Source organism: Micromonospora sp. NPDC003197 (assembly GCF_053590565.1).
On sequence record NZ_JBSFTE010000040.1, the window covers coordinates 35844 to 52154 of the forward strand.

Annotated in this window: 18 protein-coding genes; 11 read left to right on the plus strand and 7 right to left on the minus strand. The window is 68.6% G+C overall.

Going from position 1 to position 16311, the window contains the following annotated elements; all coding sequences use genetic code 11:
- Positions 1-83: 83 nt before the first annotated feature.
- The 5 genes from ACWDV4_RS29195 (at position 84) to ACWDV4_RS29215 (ending at position 3461) form a co-directional block, all read left to right on the plus strand.
- Positions 84-1040, plus strand: a complete 957-nt coding sequence (locus ACWDV4_RS29195; RefSeq protein ID WP_449985320.1) for a hypothetical protein — start codon at positions 84-86, stop codon at positions 1038-1040.
- 79 nt (positions 1041-1119) lie between these two features.
- On the plus strand, positions 1120-1908 hold the full coding sequence (locus ACWDV4_RS29200) for an LmeA family phospholipid-binding protein (protein ID WP_449985267.1): 789 nt from the start codon (positions 1120-1122) through the stop codon (positions 1906-1908).
- Between the two features lie 119 nt (positions 1909-2027).
- Positions 2028-2105, plus strand: a complete 78-nt coding sequence (locus ACWDV4_RS29205; RefSeq protein ID WP_449985322.1) for an Ms5788A family Cys-rich leader peptide — start codon at positions 2028-2030, stop codon at positions 2103-2105.
- Between the two features lie 169 nt (positions 2106-2274).
- A complete protein-coding gene (locus tag ACWDV4_RS29210) occupies positions 2275-3123 on the plus strand; it encodes a sulfurtransferase (RefSeq protein WP_449985270.1) in 849 nt (282 codons plus the stop codon).
- Positions 3124-3125: 2 nt separating this feature from the next.
- Positions 3126-3461 carry a DUF1416 domain-containing protein gene (locus ACWDV4_RS29215; protein ID WP_449985273.1) on the plus strand — a complete coding sequence of 112 codons (336 nt, stop codon included), beginning with the start codon at positions 3126-3128 and terminating at the stop codon, positions 3459-3461.
- A 105-nt stretch (positions 3462-3566) separates the two neighbouring features.
- Here ACWDV4_RS29215 and ACWDV4_RS29220 read toward each other — a convergent pair whose 3' ends face one another.
- The 3 genes from ACWDV4_RS29220 to ACWDV4_RS29230 all read right to left on the minus strand — a co-directional run bounded on the left by ACWDV4_RS29220 (position 3567) and on the right by ACWDV4_RS29230 (position 5223).
- Positions 3567-4229, minus strand: a complete 663-nt coding sequence (locus ACWDV4_RS29220; RefSeq protein WP_449985276.1) for a DUF5753 domain-containing protein — start codon at positions 4227-4229, stop codon at positions 3567-3569.
- Between the two features lie 39 nt (positions 4230-4268).
- Positions 4269-4400 carry a hypothetical protein gene (locus ACWDV4_RS29225; RefSeq protein ID WP_449985279.1) on the minus strand — a complete coding sequence of 44 codons (132 nt, stop codon included), beginning with the start codon at positions 4398-4400 and terminating at the stop codon, positions 4269-4271.
- A 202-nt stretch (positions 4401-4602) separates the two neighbouring features.
- A complete protein-coding gene (locus ACWDV4_RS29230; protein ID WP_449985281.1) occupies positions 4603-5223 on the minus strand; it encodes a phosphatase PAP2 family protein in 621 nt (206 codons plus the stop codon).
- 209 nt (positions 5224-5432) lie between these two features.
- Here ACWDV4_RS29230 and ACWDV4_RS29235 point away from each other — a divergent pair, with 209 nt between their 5' ends.
- Positions 5433-6086: a hypothetical protein gene (locus ACWDV4_RS29235; RefSeq protein WP_449985284.1), complete on the plus strand. Its 654-nt coding sequence runs from the start codon at positions 5433-5435 to the stop codon at positions 6084-6086.
- A gap of 18 nt (positions 6087-6104) precedes the next feature.
- On the opposite strand, the gene ACWDV4_RS29240 is transcribed toward ACWDV4_RS29235, so the two are convergent.
- Both ACWDV4_RS29240 and ACWDV4_RS29245 read right to left on the minus strand, forming a co-directional pair.
- Positions 6105-6716 (minus strand): carbonic anhydrase, encoded by a 612-nt coding sequence (locus ACWDV4_RS29240; RefSeq protein ID WP_449985286.1) that lies wholly within the window; start codon positions 6714-6716, stop codon positions 6105-6107.
- A gap of 215 nt (positions 6717-6931) precedes the next feature.
- Positions 6932-11329: a S8 family serine peptidase gene (locus tag ACWDV4_RS29245; RefSeq protein ID WP_449985289.1), complete on the minus strand. Its 4398-nt coding sequence runs from the start codon at positions 11327-11329 to the stop codon at positions 6932-6934.
- 309 nt (positions 11330-11638) lie between these two features.
- On the opposite strand from ACWDV4_RS29245, the gene ACWDV4_RS29250 reads away from it, so the two are divergent.
- The gene (locus ACWDV4_RS29250; protein WP_449985324.1) at positions 11639-12097 is read left to right on the plus strand and encodes a winged helix-turn-helix domain-containing protein; all 459 of its coding nucleotides are present in this window, start codon (positions 11639-11641) and stop codon (positions 12095-12097) included.
- 29 nt (positions 12098-12126) lie between these two features.
- Positions 12127-13131 (plus strand): hypothetical protein, encoded by a 1005-nt coding sequence (locus tag ACWDV4_RS29255; protein WP_449985293.1) that lies wholly within the window; start codon positions 12127-12129, stop codon positions 13129-13131.
- Positions 13132-13246: 115 nt separating this feature from the next.
- Here the strand turns inward: ACWDV4_RS29255 and ACWDV4_RS29260 are convergent, their stop codons facing one another.
- Positions 13247-13621, minus strand: a complete 375-nt coding sequence (locus ACWDV4_RS29260; protein ID WP_449985295.1) for a DsrE family protein — start codon at positions 13619-13621, stop codon at positions 13247-13249.
- A 14-nt stretch (positions 13622-13635) separates the two neighbouring features.
- Here ACWDV4_RS29260 and mtfM point away from each other — a divergent pair, with 14 nt between their 5' ends.
- Together mtfM and ACWDV4_RS29270 are read left to right on the plus strand one after the other, a co-directional pair.
- Positions 13636-13740 (plus strand): small membrane protein MtfM, encoded by a 105-nt coding sequence (mtfM, locus tag ACWDV4_RS29265; protein WP_275412949.1) that lies wholly within the window; start codon positions 13636-13638, stop codon positions 13738-13740.
- Positions 13741-13994: 254 nt separating this feature from the next.
- A complete protein-coding gene (locus tag ACWDV4_RS29270) occupies positions 13995-14594 on the plus strand; it encodes an FABP family protein (RefSeq protein WP_449985298.1) in 600 nt (199 codons plus the stop codon).
- A gap of 82 nt (positions 14595-14676) precedes the next feature.
- Here ACWDV4_RS29270 and ACWDV4_RS29275 read toward each other — a convergent pair whose 3' ends face one another.
- Positions 14677-15534 carry an NmrA/HSCARG family protein gene (locus ACWDV4_RS29275; RefSeq protein WP_449985301.1) on the minus strand — a complete coding sequence of 286 codons (858 nt, stop codon included), beginning with the start codon at positions 15532-15534 and terminating at the stop codon, positions 14677-14679.
- A 97-nt stretch (positions 15535-15631) separates the two neighbouring features.
- On the opposite strand from ACWDV4_RS29275, the gene ACWDV4_RS29280 reads away from it, so the two are divergent.
- Positions 15632-16222: a TetR/AcrR family transcriptional regulator gene (locus tag ACWDV4_RS29280; RefSeq protein WP_449985303.1), complete on the plus strand. Its 591-nt coding sequence runs from the start codon at positions 15632-15634 to the stop codon at positions 16220-16222.
- Positions 16223-16311: the final 89 nt, after the last annotated feature.

Consider the following 16311-nt stretch of genomic DNA (forward strand, 5'->3'; position numbering starts at 1 on the left):
CTGATCGGCCTGGGCCGCCCGGCCGCGGCCGCGTACCGGACTTTCACGGCCCAGCGGACCCCCGGCCGGGCCGTCCGCCTCGACTGGCCGACCACCCATCCGACTCGGTTGACGACGAGTGGAGTGAGTTCGGCGTCGGGCGACGCCCCCGGGGGGAACTCGTGCCCGGCCCGCCGCCGGTCGACGATGAGCTGGACGAGGAAGAGATCGAGGTCGTTCCGGTCCGCCGCTCGTTGGCCCTCGCCATCGGCGGTTTCGCCGCCCTGCTCGGGATCGGGTTGGTCTTCGGGGCCCAACTCGCCGGCCCGGGCAGCGCGCGGGTGCCGTTTGCCATCGTGGTTTTCGGGGTGCAGGTCCTCTTCGTTCTCGCCTGGACCATGGCGATGCGTCCACCCGCATTGTTCCTGGTCGCCGGGATCGCCGTCGTGGCAGCGGCCATCGCCGACATCGCCGCCGTCACGACCGAGATCGCCGGCCTGGCCCCGCTTGGCTATGTGGCGGTGGGCGGTTTCGTCGCAGGAGTGCTCGGCCAACTCATTCGGCCCGCCGACCGGGCCCGCGTCACCGACTCGCTCGGCTCCACGCTGCTCATCGTGGTCGGCGTTGTCGCGCTGGGGACGCTCATCGTGCTTACCCGGGTGCCGATCGGTACCCAAGCGATCTTCGTGTGCCTCACTGCGGCCGGGGTCTCCCTGACCCTGGCCCGGCTGACCGACGCGGTGCTGCCGGTGCCCAGGTTGGCGCCGCAGGTGCCCCGAGGGGCGGCCGGTGTGGTCATCGGTTCGATGGCAGGCACGCTCGCCGCCGGGATCATCGGGATATACCTGATCGGCTTCAGCCCGACCAGTGCCGCTGTGGTCGGCCTGGTCACCGCAGCCGCTGCCGCCCTGACCGACCTGGCGGTCGGCTATGCCGAGGCGGGTCGTCTCATGGCCGGCGACCCGCCGACCATGTGGGTCGCCCGGCACATGCAGGGCCCACTGGGCGGGTTCGCGCTGGCGGCACCGGCCGCGTACGCGATGAGCGTGCTCTTCCTCTGATCCGTACCGGTTGCGGAGCGGGGAAGTCGGGTACATGACGGTGTCGCGATCGGTGGCACCGGACGAGTCAGGAGGCGGCGTGGCAGACAGCTATCAGACGTACCCGGAGCAGCCGGTCCGGCGGCGGCGGGGTCGCCGGCTGCTGATCACATTGATCGTTCTGTTGATTGTGCTGGCCGGTGTGCTGGCGGTGGCCGACCGGTTGGCCGTCGGGGTCGCTGAGCGGGCCATCGCCGACCAGGCCGAGCGGGAACTCACCCGGCAGCAGATCACCTCGTCCCAACCGGACGTCAGCGTGAACGGCTTCCCGTTCCTGACCCAGGTGGCCAACGGCCAGTACGAGTCGATCACCATCAAGGTTCGGGACGCCGAAGGACCGGTCCAGGGACAGAGCGTGCGACTGCCCGAGATCAACATCGACGCGCGTGACGTCCATGCGCCCCTGGACAGCCTGCGCTCCGGGCAGGGGACGATTACCGCCAAGACGGTGGTGGGCACCGGGACCGTCTCGTACGACACCGTTGCCCAGTTCATGGGCAAGCCCGGGCTGCGCCTCTCGGAGCAGGACGGCAAGCTCGCCGTGGCCGGACCGCTGGAGATCCTCGGCCAGGAACGCATGCTGCGCGGTACGGCGGACCTGAGCATCGTGCAGGGAGAGGTTGCGATCCGGTTCGACACCCTCGATGTCGAAGGGCTGACCGTCAATCCGCTGGCCGAGGCACTGATCAAGTCGTACGCCCGGCAGATCTCCGTCAAACTGCCGCTGCCGGCCATGCCGTTCCAACTCGACGTGCAGGAGGTACGGCCGGAGCCGGAGGGCCTGGCCGTCCGAGCGACCGCCACGAACGTGCCGCTCAACGGGGCCTAGGCGCGCGCCGTTCAACGGGGCCTGGACGAAGGCATACACCATCCGGGACGAGCGGGCAGCGTCCCGGATGGTGGTCTGTCCTGGGGTAGTGACCTGAACCGCTGGTAAGCTCCGTGGCCATGGGGACGCACCTCACCAAACGGCGCGCGGTCGACCTGTGTCGCGTGGCCACCTGCCTGTGTCGCTCTGCCTTCTGACGGCAGAGCTGCTTGTGCTGCGTACCCTCTGAAATTTTCTCCACGCCCGGCAGCGGCGCCGTCGCACAACCCGTGATCCATTCCGTTGGGTCCCGCGTGTGAAGTGCGACCAGTACACATCTTCTTCTCACGCGCTGGCTCACACCCATCCTCACCAGGGAGTGAACTGATGAGTCGCGACTCCGCGCTCGTTTCGGCCGACTGGGCCGAGAAGAACCTCGACACCCCGGGCGTCGTCTTCGTCGAGGTCGACGAGGACACCGCCGCCTACGACACCAACCACATCGCCGGTGCGGTCAAGCTGGACTGGCGGACCGACCTGCAGGACCCGGTACGTCGGGACTTCGTCAACAAGGCACAGTTCGAGGCACTGCTCTCCGAGCGGGGCATCGCCAACGACGACATCGTCATCCTGTACGGCGGCAACAACAACTGGTTCGCCGCCTACGCGTACTGGTACTTCAAGCTCTACGGGCATGGTGACGTACGGCTGCTCGACGGTGGCCGCAAGAAGTGGGAGCTGGACGCCCGGCCGCTGGTCAGCGACCCGGTCTCCCGCCCCGCCACCCAGTACGTCGCGCAGGAACCGGACACGTCCATCCGGGCGTTCCGCGACGAGACGGTCGCCGCGATCGGTGTGCAGAACCTGGTCGACGTGCGCTCGCCCGACGAGTACGCCGGCCGGCTGCTTGCCCCGGCACACCTGCCGCAGGAGCAGGCCCAGCGGGCGGGGCACATCCCGACCGCGGTCAGCGTGCCGTGGTCCAAGGCGGCCAACGAGGACGGCACCTTCAAGTCCGACGACGAGCTGCGGGCAATCTACGCAGCGGCCGGGCTGGATGACAGCAAGGACACCATCGCGTACTGCCGGATCGGTGAGCGTTCCTCGCACACCTGGTTCGTGCTCAAGGAACTGCTCGGCCACCAGAACGTGAAGAACTACGACGGATCCTGGACCGAGTACGGCTCGCTGGTCGGCGTGCCGGTCGTACTCGGCGACGAGCCCGGGGAGGCCTGATCATGACTGCACCAGTTTCCGCTACCAGCACCGCCGCCGGTTGCGCGGCTCCGGACCAGGCCGCGCCGCTGCCCGCCGGCCTGGACCTGGCAAAGGAGACCGTCATCACCGGCGTCGTACGCATCGACTCCGGCGAGCCGGTGCCGGGCGCGTACGTCCGGCTGCTCGACTCCACCGGTGAGTTCACCGCCGAGGTGGTCACCTCGCCGGCCGGCCAGTTCCGGTTCTTTGCCGCTCCGGGCACCTGGACGCTGCGCGCCCTGTCCCGGCATGGCAACGGCGACCTGTCGGTCACCGCTGGCCGCGGCTTCAACGAGGTCGGCGTGACCGTCGCCTAGGACATTTCTCTGTCGACAGTGGACGTCGCCCGGACCAAGCCAGGTCCGGGCGACGTCCCGTTTCTGTCCGCGTCCCCGCCCATGTCCCCGCCCCCGCCCCGTTGATCAAGAGGTTTGCGTCACCGGGCCGCCCCGATCTGACGCAAACCTCTTGATCAACGGGATGGGTGGATCAATGAGAGGGGGTGGGGAGGTGGTGGAGGAAGGTCGACCAGGCGGCGGGGGTGAAGGTGAGGATGGGGCCGGCCTGGTCCTTGCTGTCGCGTACGAGCCGGCCACCGCCCCACCGTGTTGCCTGGCGGCCAGCGACAACACCCGGAGCGAGACGTTGGGCAGGCGGGCCGCCTTGAGCAGGTGGTGGAGTTGTTCGGTCATCGTCGCCGAGCCACCGACCGACCGGAGCAGGACGGCCTCGGACAGGATGAATGCCAGTTGGGGTGGTGGCGGTAGTCGGCGGGTGAGCAGCCTCTGTCGACGCAGTCGGACCGCGACGAGTCGAGCCATCTCCTCAACGCTCATGCCCGGCTGATCTAACCGGTAGATGCCCTCCGCATAGCGCTTTGTCTGAAACAGACCGGGCACCAACGACTCGTCGTAGCTCCGTACTAGCGATGCGGAGGATTCCAGGCCGACGTACAGCTCGAACCATTCGGGGATGACGTCGCCGTACGCGTGCCACCAGCCCTTGGCCTTTGTCTCGGTAGCCAGGGCGGTCAGGGCGGCGGTCAGTTCGGGCGAGGCGTCGTACAGCTCGCACAATGCCTTCACGTCGGGCGTACGGACCGCCCCGAGGCCCCGCTCGATCCGTCACACCTTCTGCCGGGGGCACTCCAACGTGGCCGCTGCGCCGTCGAGCGTGACACACGATTCGTCCCGGAGCGCTCGTAGCATCCGGCCCAGTTGTCGCCGGGGCGCCGTCGAACCCGTTTCATCGGTCATCTGATCACTCCAGCCTCGATTTTTAACGTCGGCTGGTTGTCTTTCGCAACATGTGGCGACGGCTGGTGAAAGATTGGAAAACCCCAGCTCGTCGACGCATTCAACTGCGTTGCTCGGACAATACAAGGCGGGGGGCCGCAATTCGATTTCTCTATCGTGAAAATGATGCCGTCGAGGATCACCAAGCACAGTGGGCGGGCCGTCACGCCACCAGCAGGTACGTCGGTGCGGCGATCAGGATGCCGGCGATGAAGCCGGTGACGACCTGCGTGGGGGTATGGGCCCGTAGCTGGACGCGGGACCAGCCGACAGCCACGACGATCACGAACGCGGCGAGCAATGCGGGACCGAAGGCGATCACCAGCACGGTGGCCGAGCCGGAGGCCACCGCCGTGTGGCCGCTGAGTTTCCAGAACATGTTGACCACGGCCAGGATCAGCACCACTCCGAAGATCACCACGATCATGGCGATGAGCGGGCGGGGTGCACCGAGGACGAGCAACAGGGCCAGCCCGACGAGCACCGAGACGAGGCCGAGGAGCAGGGGCTTGCGGCGCTGTTCCCGTACGCCGATGTGGTGGTCGGTGAGCTGGCCCCGCCGTACGCCGAGCCAGATGATGCCGTAGGGGATCACGGCGGAGAAGAACACCGCCAGGGCCGCCCAGCCGAGCCCGGCCAGCAGGTTGGTGCTGGCGTGCAGGGCGATGACCAGGGGCAGCAGCCCAGCCAGTACGGCCGGCGCGAACGCCTCGGTGATGACCGAGGCGATCCGATGGGCCGTCGGGCGGGGCTGCGTCTCGGTGTCGCTGGAGGTCGTCGTCACACATAGATCATGTCAGCTGCCGGTGACGGCTCCGTGCCGGATGTGAACGTGCGACTTCTCCGAAGTGGTGTACAGGGCTGTCTACCTGGCGTTTTGGTGATCCGTTCTGACGGCCATAAAATTCGATATTTCTGTGGCGGTTGGGCCGGTGGCGCCGATGGCGCTGCTGGGCTAGGCGGGCAGGTCCAATCCGAACCGGGGGGCATCGGGTGGCGATCAGAACTGGCCGCGTCGCTGTGGTGGTTGCCAGCGTCGTGACACTTATCGGGACAAGTGCCTGCGGTGCAGAGGAGCAGTCCGCCGCCACGCCGTCCATGGTTGTCGGCGGTTCAGCCGACCCGTCGTTGACGCCTTCCAACGATCCGCTGGCCACCCCATCAGCGGCGGTGCCGTCCGGCGGAACCACGACCACCTCGCCGGCCGACCCCACCAATAGCCCCACCACCAAGTCGCCGCCCACGCCGACCCCGGCGAAGACCACCGCACCGCCCACGTCGACCAAGCCAGCCGACCGTACGGCCCCGGTCATTGCCAAGTCAGTCACCTCAAGCGCCACGTACATTTGGAAGACCGGGTGCAGGTTCAAGAGCGCCCTGCTGTCGGCCGAGGTCACCGACGCCACCGATGCCCCCGGCCGGCTCAAGGTGACCGCAGCCTGGCGCAGCAAGGTGAGCACGGCAAGCGGGACGATAGCGATGAGTTACAACTCGTCAACCGGCCGGTTCGAGGTTCGGCTCCCCGGCGCCCCCGACATTCCCAAGGGAGACGCCACGTTCACCGTGCACGCCACCGACGCGGCGGGCAACAAGGCGACCCCGGTGGTCGGGCCCACGCTGGAATCCCTCGACTTCTGCGGGGGTTAGCCGGTTGTCCTGATTCGGTCAGCTGGCAGCGGTGACGATGCGGGCCTTGCCGTCACTGAGCTGATAGGACATGCCGACCACGGCGCATTCACCGTCGGCGACCGCCTTGGCGAGTTTGTCGGAGAGGCGTACCAGCTGCCCGACGGTGCGCTGGATGTGGATGTCCACGATCCGGTCCACGTCGTGGACCTGCTGGCTCGCCGCGTGCTGGACGCTGGGGACGACGGCGTCCACGACGGTCCCCAGGAACCCCGAGGGACTGCTCCCGGTGGCGACAGCATCGCAGGCGGCCCGTACCGCCCCGCAGGAGTTGTGGCCGAGAACCACCACCAGCGGCGTATTCAGGACGGTGACGGCGTACTCGATGCTGCCCAGCACCTCGGCGCCGACGGTGTGCCCCGCGGTGCGGACCACGAACATGTCACCCAGACCCTGATCGAAGATGATCTCGGCGGCCAGTCGGGAGTCCGAGCAGCCGAAGATCGCCGCGAACGGGGTTTGCGCGCTGGCCAGGGCAGCGCGATGGTCGGCGTCCTGGTTCGGGTGCATCGCCGTACCCGTGACGAAGCGTTGGTTGCCGGCGCGTAGCTCGGCGATGGCGTGGGACGGTGTCGCAGGCCGCTCGGTCATGATTCGCAGAGTACGGACAACACCCCGAAGATCCGTGCATTCAATGCCCTGTTCCCGCGAGACGAGATTCACTCCGATTACACCGCCTCCGGCGCGACAACCAGCTGTTTTGATGATTCAAGTCGTACCGACAAGACAGGTGGTGGCCGCCGGACCCTGGGGGCAGGTCCGACGGCCACCAGTCTGGTTCAGGCAGCAGATCCGATCAGTTCAGATCAGATCCCGCCCACCCGGTTCCCGCACGGGGAGACCGGTTCGAGGGTGAAGTCGACGGTCGACACGAAGCCGGCGTCGAGCTGCACCCGCTGGACCTCGGGGATCCAGCCATCCTTGGCGACGATCACCTCGTAGTTACCCTTCGGCACCCAGTAGGAGTACCGACCCTGGGCGTCAGCGGTCAGCGTGTAACCGTTGGCCCCCGAGTTGAGGCGTACCGTCGCCTTGACCCCCACCGTGGCACCGGCGCAGGTCTCGCCGACCACGGTGCCCTGGATCTTGCCCCAGGTGGCGGGCGGCTGGACGTTCATCTTCACCGCTACCGTCGGCGCCTGGTACGGGCTGTCCGACCGGATCCCCAGCTCGGCCGTGTAGGCACCGGGCTGGAAGACCCCGTTCTCGGCGGTGGCCGTCAGGCTGACGGTCACCGTCTTGCTGGCCCCCGGGGCCAGGGTGAACGAGGTCGGGTTGGTGGAGAGCCACGCCACGTCGGCACCACCGGCGTCGTCACACTGCTCAAGGCCACCGAGGAGTTCCGTCTCCTTGGAGCCCACGAACGACGACGGCGAACCACCGATCTTGTACGCGCCGCAAGCGGCGGCACCCCGGTACCGGCTGAACTGGGCGTTCGGCAGGTCCCGCCAGGCTCCCGCGGCCGGGTCGTACGCCATCGAGCGGTTGGAGACCGCCGACGAACCGGCGGTGACCCCACCGGCGAGCACCAGCAGGCCACCTGCGGCGGCGTACTGCGAGCCCCACAGCTCGGCCGGCATCGCCGGCAGCGCCGTCCACTCGTTGGAAGCCGGCGAGTAGACGTAGCCGTCGGTGTACTCGGTCTCACCCGTGCCACCGGCGCAGTAGACGTTCTGGCCGATGCCACCACAGGCGATCCAGGACACCGGGTGCGGGTAGTTCGCACCGGTGCTGAACGAGCCGGCGGCCGGGTCGAAGATGACCAGCTTGTTGGAGTCGGTGCAGTTGCCGTCCAGGCAGCCGCCGGTCAGGTAGACCTTCCCGTCGACCACGGCCGTACCCGCCGCCGAGGTGGGCGAGGGGTTGGTGACCCCGCTCAGGGTGCTCCAGCTGCCCGCCGCCGGGTCGAACACGTCGACCGTGGCGACCGGCGTACCGCCGCTGGCCCAACCACCGAACACGTAGATCTTGCCGTTCACCGCTGCCGCGGACGGCTTCGCCCGCGCCGACGGCATGTCCGGCAGGGCACTCCACGCGTTGGCGTCCGGGTCGTACACCCAGATCTTCTTCTCGTTGCCGCTGGTGCTACCGCCACCGATGGAGTAGACCTTGCCATCGAGGGCCACGGCCGCGTTGTCGAAGACCGCCGCCGGGAGGTCGGCGACCCGGGTCCAGGAGTCGTCGGCCAGCGGCGCGGCCTGGGCGACGTTGCCCGCAGCGCCGTACGCCGTCCCGTGCTGGGTCTTGCTGATCCCCTTCACGGTGTGCTCGACCAGCGGCGCACCCTTGCGGGTGAAGAGCGGGCCGAACTGGCCGGTCTTCTCCAGCATCTCGACGGTGGCCGGGGCGCTACCGGTGTTCTTGATGGTCACCTTCGTGCTGCGGGTGCTGCCATACGGCTGGTGCGACTCGACCGAGGCCGGGGTGACCGTCAGTCGACCCGCCTTGAGGGCGAAGTCCGCCTTCTTGGTGCCGTTCGCGACGACCGTCACCGACTTGGTCAGCGCCTGGTACGGCGACTTGGTGGCGGTGAACGGGTGCGCCCCGATCTGGCTGGAGAACAACCAGTAGAAGCCGTCGGCGATGTTTGGGTCGTCCGGCGTGGCGACGGACGTGCCCTTCTCGGTCGGGGCGTCCCCACTGGTCACCGTCACGCCGTTGAGCGCCGCGCCGGTGTTCTTGTCAGTGGTGAAGCCGGTGACCAGACCGCCGCCGACCAGGGTGCAGAGCCGGTTGACGACCTGCACGTTGTCGACCTGCCACCACCAGGCGTAGGAGCCCTTGTAGCGGAAGCGCACCTGCGCGCTCGCCGCTCCGGCGGCCGGGGTCAGCGCGACCTCTTCGACGACCGGACCGCGCCGGTTGGCGGTCTGGTGCCAGACGTTGGTCCAGTTCGCACCGCCGTCGACGGTGACGTCGATGTCGGCGGGGCTGCTGAGCGCCCGGTAGTCGCTGTTGAACCGCAACAGCGGCGCGTTCACACCGGTGAAGTCGAGTGCCGGAGTGACCAGGTCGGTGTCCTGGGTCTTGCCGGTGCCCAACTCGTCACTGTCGATGTTGGCGAAGCCGCCGGTGCCGCCGGTCAGGTTGCCCCGGCTACCGATGTCCTCGAAGCCCCAACCACCGCCGGTGGTCCGGTTCACCACCGACCAGCCAGCCGGAGCTTCCGTGCCGTCGAAGGTCTCCGACAGCAGCGGGTCGCTCAGAGTGGCCTGGTAGCCGGGCGCGGTGCAGCCCGCGTCGATCGGCACCGCGACGTTGACGGTCTTGGCCGTCGCGCCGGCTACCAGGTCACTGGTGACCGTCTGGTAGCCCGGCAGGTTGGCCGTGGTGGTGAGCTTGTAGCTGCTGTTACCGGGAACCGTGAAGGAGTACTTGCCGGTCGCCGGGTTGGTGTAGACCGGTGCGCCCGGTCGACCGGCCACCTCGATCTTGGCGTACAGCGGCCAGCCGTGCCCGGAGCCGTCGGTCACCTTGCCGGTGACCGTGACGGTCGGCGACTCGACCAGAGCGAAGTTCTGGTCGACGGCACCGCCCTCGGGGACAGTCACCGTGACGGTCTGGGTGGCGAAGCCGTACGCGCTGGCGACCACCTCGTGCTCGCCCGCCGGCACGGTCAGCCGGTACCGGCCGTCGACACCGGTGGTGGCGCTACGGGTGTCCACAGTCACCGTGGCGCCAGCGATGACAGCGCCACCGGCGGCGTTGGTGACGGCACCGGTGAGCTGACCGACAGCTCCGCGCGGGGCGGTGTTGACCGCCTGGTACGCGTTGAGCCGGCCCTCGCCGAAGACGTTGTTGTCGTCGACGGTGCCACCGCAGGTCAGGGCGTTGACATCGGTGGCGGTGTCGTCGAGCAGCGTCTCCGTGGCGGCGATGTCACCGCGCAGGCTCGGTGCCGCCGACCAGATCAGCGCTACCGTGCCGGAAACGTGCGGGGCCGCCATCGAGGTGCCGCTGAACGATGCGTACCCGCCATCGGGAACGCTCGACCGGACACCGGCACCCGGTGCGGAGATGTTCGGCTTGATCGAGCCGTCGACGCTGGACGCGCCCCGGCTGGAGAAGCTGGCAATGTTGTTGTTCACGTCGTACGCGCCAACCCCGTACGCGTTGGGGTTGTCACCGGGGGAGCCGGCGGTACCACAGGCCGGGCCACTGTTGCCGTTGGAGAAGCTCGGGAACATCCCGGCAGCCCGCCAGGCAGCGATGGTCTGCTCGTACCACAGGTCGCCGCCGCCACCGCCCCACGAGTTGTTGACGATGTCGGCGTGCAGGTCAGGACGGGGGTTCTGACCGTTGAGGTCGGTGGGCGCGAGCACCCACTGGCCGGAGGCGAGCAGCGACGACTCGGAGCAGCTGTTGGTCTCGCAGCCCTTGGCGGCGATCCACTTGGCGCCCGGCGCGACGCCGATCTGGTTGGCCGCACCGTCGTCACCGACCATGGTGCCCATGGTGTGGGTGCCGTGGTCGTTGTTGTCACAGGGGGCCGCGCTGGAGCAGATGCCGGCCGGGTCGTACCAGTTGTAGTTGTGGTCGAAGGTGCCGTTGCCGAGGTTGCCCCGGTACTTGCCGACCAGCGCCGGGTGCTCGTAGTCGACGCCGCTGTCGATGTTGGCGACGACGACGCCCTCACCGCGTACGCCGAACTCGCTCCAGACCCGGGGCGCCTCGATGTTCGTCAGGCCCCACTCGGCGGCGTTGGTGCCGGCCTTGGCCGCGGCCTCCGCCGGTTCTGGCTTGATCAATTTGTAGCTGCGGACGTGGTCGATCCGCTCCACCTCGGGCCGGGCGGCGATCGCGTCGACCAGGGCCTTGTCGCCCTCGACGCGCAGGGCGTTGGCGATCCAGTAGGCCGTGTACGGGCTCTTCCGGTCGTCCAGTTCGGCCCGCAGCCCCTGCTGGCTCCGCTGAGCGGTGCCGGTGAGCTGCTGGAACACCTCGGTGGCCCGGGCGTCCGAGCCGGTCTTCGTCGCTGCCTTGCTCAGGTCGCCGCGCTCGCGCAGGTAGACCATGAAGCTGGTGGTGCCCTTGGTCGACAATTCCGTGACGAGTTGCGGGCTCACCGTCGCCGATGCGCCCGGTTCGGCAGCGGTGGCGATGGCCGGTTGTGCCGAGATGCCGAGGACCACGGCCGCTGCCACGGCGAATGGTCGCCAGAATCTGGAGCGCTTCGCGCTCCAGGGATCTGGGGGTTTTGACATGCTTCCTCCCCACTGTTCCGGCGCCCCGAATCGGGGCACCGACCGCAGCTCCGGGATGTCCGGACGCTGCCAGCCCATGTGGAAGCGCTCTCGGGTAACAGCTGGTGGCCCCCACATCAGCCTGGAGTCATGCTCGGGCAGCGCAGTGGAGCTGATCAATGGATGTGGTCGATCAGTATCCGATCAGTAACTGGGCGTAATTCGGTCTGCTGTCGGAAATTGGTCCACATCGCTGTTGACTACCTTGATCTAAGAGCGTTGGCTTGTGCTCGTTGGCAACGGGGGGAGAGCGCGGTGACCAGTGTCGATATGCCGCTCGTCGTCTGTGTGTCGAACGACGCCAAGGTGCGCGAGCGGGTCGTACAACGGTTGAATGACTTCGGCCCGGTTCTGATCTGTGCTGACCTGACCGAGTTACGAGCCATGCTGTTCCCGCCCAAACCGGACGGGACGCACTCGTCGTCCGTACCGGTGAGTCTCGGCGATCTCTCCGTCGACCCGGCCGACCATCTCGTCACCTGGCGCGGCGAGCCACTGGCCCTGACCCGGCTGGAGCGCGAACTGCTCGCCCGGCTGGCCAGCCCACCGGTCGGCGTCTGGACGTACGAGCGGCTCTTCGGGTCGGTCTGGGGCGGTGCCTACCTCGGCGACACGGCAATCCTGCACTCCGCGGTGAAGCGACTGCGCCGCAAGCTGCGGGCCGTCGAGGACGGGCCACAGGTGCACACCGTACGGGGAGTCGGCTACCGGCTCGCCCTCGCGCGCTGACCGCTTCCGGTACGTGTCACCATGGCGGCGTGACCGAGCCCAGTGAGCGAGCCGGCCAGCCGGGCCAGGACCCACCGCCACCCCCACCGATCACCGGACCGCCGGCTCAGCCGTGGCCGGCTGGTCAGAGCGCGCAGCCGTGGCCGGATGGTTCGCCGGCGCAGCCTTGGATGGCTGGTCAGGGGGCGCAGCCCTGGGCGGGCGGTCACCCGGCCCCGCCACCGAACCGGAAGCGGCGGACCTGGCTGATCGCCGCCGTTGCCGCCTGGGCCGCGCTGCTGCTTGTGGTCACCTATCTCTCCGTACGCTGGGACGAGCCCACCGTGCGCGAGCAGCGCGACATCGCGCAGGCCAGCAAGGTAGTCGACCGGGCACTCGGGGAACTCGTCGTAGCCGCCGGCCCGGACGTCGCCGTCGAACTCACCGCTCCCCGGCTGGTGCAGGGCTGCCGGCTCAGCCTGATCCGGGACGGCGCGACCCTGGAGCGGGACGTCGTCTTCCGTACCGTCGAAGCGCAGGAGCAGGCCCTGCTCGACCGGATCGCCCAGGGGCTGCCTGCGGACTATCGGGCTCGAATCCGGCCGAGCAAGGGCACGCTTCGGGCCGACGCGGGAGAGTTCGTCGGCATCAAGGGCGGCCTGACCGAGCCGGGCACGGTCAAGCTGACCACCGGCACCGGATGTCGTCCGCTGCCGACCGGATATGAGATCGCCGAGCTGATGCCGGGGCAGCCGATCGACGACGAGCCGGGTCGGGTGCTCGCCGCGCTCGGGGTGTCGTCACCTGCTCCGGTCGATCGGGCCAGCGCGCCGTGTCCGGGCAGTGGCCTGGTGCGCACCGTGTGGGCGGTCGGCCGGGGGGCGGTGTCCACGCCGCTGGCCACGGCGCTGCGCCCGTTTGCCGGTGCCGACGCCGTCGTGGTCATCGATCAGACCGACCGGTACGCCTATCGCAGCGGGTCGCGCAGCCTCATGGTGGAGGCCCTCGACGGCGAAGTGCGGGTGGCGGTCACCGAGTCAGGCTGCGCCGGCTAGGCGGCGCGGAGCGGACGGCGCGAGCCGCAGGAGAATAGACCTTGGTTGAATTTGGCTCCTGCAGGGGCCGCATTCAACCAAGATCTGCGGGCAGGTGGGTGGCCACCGAGTTTGATCAGTAGACGAGGGCTTGGACGCCGTCGGCCAGTGACTCCTCGACGAACACCGCCGCCCCGGCGATGCGTACGCCGGGCAGCACGTCGGACTCGGTGATCTCGCGGCGGGCGGCGCACTGGGTGCAGACGGTCACCCGTCCGCTGGTGAGGATCACGTGCAGCAACTCCGCCAGCGGTGCCGAATGCGGCAACTCGAACTCGGCGGCCCGGCCGGGCAGCGCGAACCAGGACGACTCGCCAGTCAGCCACAGCGAGACGTCCACCCCGGAGGCGATCGCAGTGGCGGCGACGGTGAACGCCTGCGCACAGCGCTCGGGAGAGTCCGCGCCAGCGGTGACCTTGACGACGAGAGAGCGTGCCATGTCGGCCAGCATAGGATGATCTGACGATGGTTACCGAGATTGGGTTCGTCAGCCTGCTGGTGGCAGGCTTCGGCGTGCTCGCCGGCGGCCTGGTCTACCTGGCGGTACGCGTGTCCCGGGGGCGTTGGTGAGCGCGAGGAGTGAGCGAGCGCAGCGAGCGAGCCCCGCAGTCGCGAACGGAAGATTTGTTGGTGAGCGCGAGGAGTGAGCGAGCGCAGCGAGCGAGCCCCGCAGTCGCGAACGGAAGGTTGGCATCTGTGAGCGCGAGGAGTGAGCGAGCGCAGCGAGTGAGCCCCGCAGTCGCGAACGGAAGGTTTGTTGCTGAGCGGCGCGGATTCGCAGTCGCGAACGGATGATCTGTGGTGAGTGAACGGAAGGTTTGTTGGTGAGTACGAGTCCGCAAGAGAACCCTTTGCAGCCGCCGTGGCTGAACGCGCCGCCGGTCGACCCGTACCCGTTCGAGGAGACCCACGACCTGCGGGTCGGTCCGGACCTGCATCCGGCGTTGCTCGGCCTGCTGCCGTACATCGGGGTGTGGCGAGGGCGGGGCCGGGGCGGCTACCCGACCATCGAGGACTTCGACTACGCGCAGGAGATCCGGATCAGTCACGACGGGCGTCCGTTCCTGTTCTACGAGTCGCGGGCCTGGCTGCTGGACGAGCAGAGTCAGCCGATCCGGCAGTCGGCGCGGGAGGTCGGCTGGTGGCGGCCGGTGATGAACGGTGACCGGGCTACCGATGATCTCGAAGCGATGATGACCAGCCCGACTGGCATCATGGAGCTCTACCTGGGCAAGCTGACCGGCACCCGGGTCGAGTTGGCCACTGACGCGGTGGTGCGTACGGGCACCGCCAAGGAGGTCACCGGCGGGCATCGGCTCTTCGGCATTGTGGAGGGCGCGCTGCTCTACGCCCAGGAGATGGCGGCCATGGGACACAGCCTCGCCCCACACCTCTCCGCCCGGCTCATCCGCGTCGGCGGCTGACCAGACGGTGGCCGGCGACTCCGGCTCAGACGGTGGCCGGCGGCCCGGCCGGGGCAATGTGTCCCCGACCGGGCTTCCGGCGTCAGAACAGCGCCTCGATCCGGGCCGCGCCGCCACGCTCCAGCCAGGTGGGGAAGTCGAGCAGACCGGGGTGCTGCTCCCGTAGTGCGGGGATGTCCGCCCGCCAGAGGCCCTGCTCGCCAGTGAACTCCGCGACGACGGCGTCGCTGAACCCCACCTCGGCGGCGGTGGCCTGCCGGTAGGTGAGCGTCCGGTTGAGTGTCCGACCGATCAACTCGACCGTCTCGGTCGGGGTCAGTTCGTCGCCGGCCAGTTCGATGGCCTGACCAAGGTAGCGGCGCGGATCGCTGAAGGCCGCAGCGGCGAAGACGCCAATGTCGTCGGCGGCGATGAGCTGCACCGGCGTGTTGGGCCCGAAGAGATGAACGAGTACCCCGTCGACGATTCCGCCGAAGGGTAGCCCCGGAATCGTGTGGTTCTCCATGAACCGGACCGGCCGGAGCATCGTCGCGGGCAGCCCGAGAGCGCGGATGTGCTTCTCGACCGCCCACTTGCTCCGGTAGACGGGGACACTGCTGCGCTCGGCCGCTCCGACCGAGGCGAAGACGAAGTGTTCGACGTTGGCCGTCGCAGCGGCGTCGACCAGGTTCCGGCCTCGACGTACCTCCTGATCCGGGTCCGCGTTGTCGGGCGTGACGCCGAAGACGCCGTACGCGCCGGCCACGGCGGTGTGGAGGGTGTCGGGGGCGTCAAGGTCACCGAGAGCCAGCTCGGCCCCGGCTCGGCTCAGCTCCCGGGCGGCGGGGGCGTTTGGATCGCGTACGAGGGCACGCACCTGCCAGCCGCGGGCGAGCAGGTGACGGGCGGTGGCACCGCCCTGTCGTCCGGTCGCTCCGGACACCAAGACGATCTTGTTCATGTGGCCCCTCCTGATAGGTGGCGGCCACCTCAGGCGATAAACTGAGGCGGCCTCCGGAAATATAGTGAGGGTGCCTCCGGTTAGCAAGGGGACGTGTATGACCACAGGTGGGACGCCGACGCCGACGCCGCAGCGGCAGATGCGGGCCGACGCGCGGCGAAACTACGACCGGCTCCTCGGTGCGGCCAGAGTCGCCTTTGCCGAGCATGGCGTAGGGACGTCACTTGAGGAGATCGCCCGGCGGGCCGGAGTGGCGATCGGCACCCTCTACCGGCATTTCCCGACCCGGCACGCCCTGCTGGAGGCCGTACTGCACGACAGCATGACCGGGGTCACCGACCGGGCGCGGGAACTGCTCGACCATCCGTCCCCGGTGGCGGCCCTGACCCTCTGGTCCCGTGCCATGTTGATCCACGTCACCGCCTACCGTGACCTGGCGCCCACCCTGATGGACAGCTACCAGGACGAGACCTCACCGTTGTACGCCGGCTGCCAGGCACTCGTCGCAGCCGGCGAACAGCTACTCGACCGGGCCCGGCAGGCGGGTGCCGTCCGTGCCGATGCCCGGGCAGCAGACCTGTTTGCCCTGCTGAACGCCGTCGCCTGGGTCAGCGACCAGGTTCCCGATGAGCAGGCAGACCGGCTGCTGTCCTTCGTCATCGACGGCCTACGGCCGCCGCAGGACTAGACGAGTAGTTCCGAAACCTGGTCAGTGGTCGTAAGCGATCAGTGATCGGGTGACGGGTGCTCCGGTCTTGTTGTTGTGCCAGATCCCGG

Excerpts from the sequence above, each read along its gene's own strand:
- ACWDV4_RS29205 (WP_449985322.1), top strand. The coding sequence starts at position 2,028 with ATGGGGACGCACCTCACCAAACGGCGCGCGGTCGACCTGTGTCGCGTG.
- ACWDV4_RS29210 (WP_449985270.1), top strand. The coding sequence starts at position 2,275 with ATGAGTCGCGACTCCGCGCTCGTTTCGGCCGACTGGGCCGAGAAGAAC.
- ACWDV4_RS29215 (WP_449985273.1), top strand. The coding sequence starts at position 3,126 with ATGACTGCACCAGTTTCCGCTACCAGCACCGCCGCCGGTTGCGCGGCT.
- ACWDV4_RS29225 (WP_449985279.1), bottom strand. The coding sequence starts at position 4,400 with ATGACCGATGAAACGGGTTCGACGGCGCCCCGGCGACAACTGGGCCGG.
- ACWDV4_RS29240 (WP_449985286.1), bottom strand. The coding sequence starts at position 6,716 with ATGACCGAGCGGCCTGCGACACCGTCCCACGCCATCGCCGAGCTACGC.
- ACWDV4_RS29245 (WP_449985289.1), bottom strand. The coding sequence starts at position 11,329 with ATGTCAAAACCCCCAGATCCCTGGAGCGCGAAGCGCTCCAGATTCTGG.
- ACWDV4_RS29250 (WP_449985324.1), top strand. The coding sequence starts at position 11,639 with ATGCCGCTCGTCGTCTGTGTGTCGAACGACGCCAAGGTGCGCGAGCGG.
- ACWDV4_RS29260 (WP_449985295.1), bottom strand. The coding sequence starts at position 13,621 with ATGCTGGCCGACATGGCACGCTCTCTCGTCGTCAAGGTCACCGCTGGC.
- mtfM (WP_275412949.1), top strand. The coding sequence starts at position 13,636 with ATGGTTACCGAGATTGGGTTCGTCAGCCTGCTGGTGGCAGGCTTCGGC.
- ACWDV4_RS29275 (WP_449985301.1), bottom strand. The coding sequence starts at position 15,534 with ATGAACAAGATCGTCTTGGTGTCCGGAGCGACCGGACGACAGGGCGGT.
- ACWDV4_RS29280 (WP_449985303.1), top strand. The coding sequence starts at position 15,632 with ATGACCACAGGTGGGACGCCGACGCCGACGCCGCAGCGGCAGATGCGG.